Genomic DNA, 3,024 nt, shown 5'->3' with positions numbered 1-3,024 from the left:
TCCGTCATCCCGAATCTGAAGGCGCCTCGTCGGAGGTACTACTGGTTCAGGATGGAAGCGGCGAAACGCCGCCTGCTTTACACGCTTGCCGTGTTGGGCTTGCGTGTCGATACGCGGGACGAAAATCCCAAAACCGGCCTCCACTTCGAGTTTCTCGAGAACCGCCGTGGCAAGAAAGTACTGACCGGCCACGACAATGGCTTGATCACGATGAATATTGCGGAGGCGGACGATGTGCGTCGGGAACGCTTGCGGGTTGCGTTGCGCGAGCCCTACCGGACATTGTTGGGCCATTTCAGACACGAAATTGGACACTACTACTTTGACCGGCTGGTGGTTGGCACGCGGCAACTGAATGCCTTTCGGACGTTGTTCGGGGATGAACGGGCCGATTATTCCGAAGCCCTGGCGCGCCATTATCGGGAGGGCGCACCGGCGGACTGGGGCGCTACCCATGTCAGCGCCTACGCGACGATGCATCCGTGGGAGGATTGGGCGGAAACGTGGGCGCACTACCTGCATATGGTCGACACCATTGGCACCGCGCGTGCGTGTGGCATAAGCATGACGCCCGAGAATCCAAAGGATCCGATGTTTGCCGCGGAAGCGCTCCCCGGTCCGCCGAGCTTCGATCTGTTGATGAAACAGTGGGTTCCCCTGACCTACGCGATGAACAGTCTGAACCGAAGTCTGGGCATGCCGGACCCGTACCCATTCGCGCTCGCTCCGGCTGCGGTGAAGAAGCTGAGGTTTGTGCATCGCGTTATCGAGGCGAAGGCATCTCGGTAGGCCAAATCGTCTGTACCGCAATACGAGCGGTGCCGCTGGCCTTTCGAGCCATTCCCGTGGATCACCAATCCACGCCAGGCGTTCGATGTCATGTGAGGTAATCCTTGATGGTGACGATCTGCGCATCGTCCATCAGTGCAGGCGCGTGGCCGCAGTTCGGAAACTCGAAAGTAGCGACCTTGCCGCTCCTCGCCGCCGGGCCGCGCCTAAGCATGGCGTCAACGGTGCTCCGCGCCAGTAAGTCGGAGTGTTCGCCGCGCAGGATGAGCACCGGGCACTCGATCTGATCCCAGACGTGCCATAGATCCACGTCCCGCAAACGATAGATTTAGCACGCCGAATGGAGAATCGTTTGCAACCGAGGGACGAGCGTAGCCGCATCGCGATGGTCTGTATTGACCGGCGAGGTCCGCAATTGCGCCTGGGGTGTACGCGCTGACTTACGTTCAACGCGTGCTCGGCGGATTAGTCCACGTTCGCCTCGGCTAGCCGCTTCGCGTAGTTGAACGGCAGCAGATCGCTGATGTCGGCGTCCGGTGCGCAATGAGGCATTCGGTCAACACGTAGAGTAACAGGCATGCGGTTCGACCCCGCAGGCGCGGCACGTGAGCATCAGGCTATAAACCGTTGCGCTCGCCTTCGCGCCGGCGACCGTATCGCTGAACAGCCACGATTTCTCGCGGTGGCAAACGGCCTTATATCACGCTCGATGACGTTATGCCGACTCCCAGGTTATGCCGCATCAAGAGCACGGATGTCTTTGTTCATGTCCCGTTCTGATTGTCGAATCGGCATAATCCATATGATTTCTCAGGCTGGTTGTCACGCCGGCCGGGAGAAATCATATGAAGGCGACACATAGGCCCAGTGGGGGCGGCGGACTGCCGGCTCGTCACGTTGATGAATTCCTCGATCGTCTACGGACGGCACGTTATTCCGAAGTAACACTTCGCAAGAAGCGGAGGGTCTTGTCCGCCCTCTCTCGTTGGATGAGGAGCAGAAACGTCAGCTTGGTGGACCTTGATGACCGCGTCAATCAGTTCTTGCTTGTTCATTTCGATGTGTGGTGACGGCCGTACCTTCAGCCGTTGTGTCGCGCGATCCGCGCCGGGACGCTTCGGGATGCGGATAGCCGCTTCCGGACGGGTGCGAGCGATTCGTCGGCATTTTCACCTTGAGTCCGAATAGGTTCGCAAGCGGCCAAATTTGCGTCGCTTTGGTCCCCCGTTCACCTACGCACGGCCGCGGCGGGCGCCCTGTGTCGACAGGGACCTGTCACGGCCTCTTTGATTCGTCGCGCGGCTGGCCACCGGATGCCGTTGCCCGTTCAGCAGCAGCGTCGGCGCTCGCGTCGGGTAAAGATCCGGCATTCCATGCCTGATAATTCGTATTATCGGGCATGCGCTTAATAATCCCGGGTGCCACAGGCAGGCGCCCAATCGCTCGCTAAGAGCCAAAACGCTAGGTCGCTATCCCGGCTTCCTTCCGCGCTCACAAAGCGAATGCAGGTCCGGATCAATTCGGCGTCGGGAGTCCCGCGTTACGACGCGCAGGCGCGTCTACCCTGCCGACTCCGGTTGTCAGAGTAGTCGTGCGGCCGTTGCCCATGCGGACAGTTGCGGGATCAATACGACAACAGCGAATCAACCCGTCGCACTTCGATAACGCATGGATTTTGATCGCTTACTTTTGCTTATTCAAAAACTCGAGCACTTTTGTTATGTCAGGTTTGATGGACGCTGACCTCGTGGTCTGCCGACTCATGCGTCGTCCCCATAGCCAAGCTTATGACGCTACTGGCTCGGAACGGCTCAAAGACACCATTCCTGAGCGGCATGAAATGCAAAGCAGCGCCCGTGGGCGCTGCCTGACAAACTAGCCGGCACCCTAAGCTGCCGGACCTAGCCCCTCGCCTTATTTGACCCCAGGACTCACTGCTACCAATTGCGGCTCGAGCATGCGGTCGCCGCTTCTCGCCAGCCAGCACACCACACACGCCGCGATGATATCGAACACCGCGAGTACGACAAACAGCGGGCTGTAACCGACCTGGGTGACCAAGACGCCGAACAGCGCCGTGAATGCCGCAGCGCCCAGGTAACCCGCCATGCCACCCATGCCCGTGGCGGTCGCGACTTCGTTCTTGCCAAAGACGTCGGACGTAATCGCATACAACGCACCCGACAAGGTCTGATGGGCGAAGCCGCCGACGCACAGCAGCGCAATAGCCGCGTA

3 protein-coding genes and 1 pseudogene are annotated in these 3,024 nt (G+C 59.6%); 1 reads left to right on the top strand and 3 read right to left on the bottom strand.

Annotation, left to right across the window (positions count from 1 at the left end):
• A partial coding sequence (locus AWB68_RS43585; protein WP_125483279.1) for a zinc-binding metallopeptidase family protein occupies positions 1-789 on the top strand: 789 nt, incomplete at its 5' end.
• An 88-nt stretch (positions 790-877) separates the two neighbouring features.
• Here the strand turns inward: AWB68_RS43585 and AWB68_RS43580 are convergent.
• The 3 genes and pseudogenes from AWB68_RS43580 to AWB68_RS43565 all read right to left on the bottom strand — a co-directional run.
• Positions 878-1,060: a hypothetical protein gene (locus AWB68_RS43580; protein WP_125483278.1), complete on the bottom strand. Its 183-nt coding sequence runs from the start codon at positions 1,058-1,060 to the stop codon at positions 878-880.
• Between the two features lie 194 nt (positions 1,061-1,254).
• Positions 1,255-1,509: pseudogene (locus tag AWB68_RS43575) on the bottom strand (transposase domain-containing protein); the annotation flags it as partial.
• Between the two features lie 1,194 nt (positions 1,510-2,703).
• The coding region (locus AWB68_RS43565) for an MFS transporter (protein ID WP_143282048.1) at positions 2,704-3,024 on the bottom strand (321 nt) is incomplete at its 5' end.

This window comes from Caballeronia choica, assembly GCF_001544535.1.
In the GTDB taxonomy this organism is placed as follows: Bacteria; Pseudomonadota; Gammaproteobacteria; order Burkholderiales; family Burkholderiaceae; genus Caballeronia; species Caballeronia choica.
The sequence above is the reverse complement of the archived record's forward strand: the minus strand, read 5'-3'. Positions and strand labels throughout refer to the sequence as shown.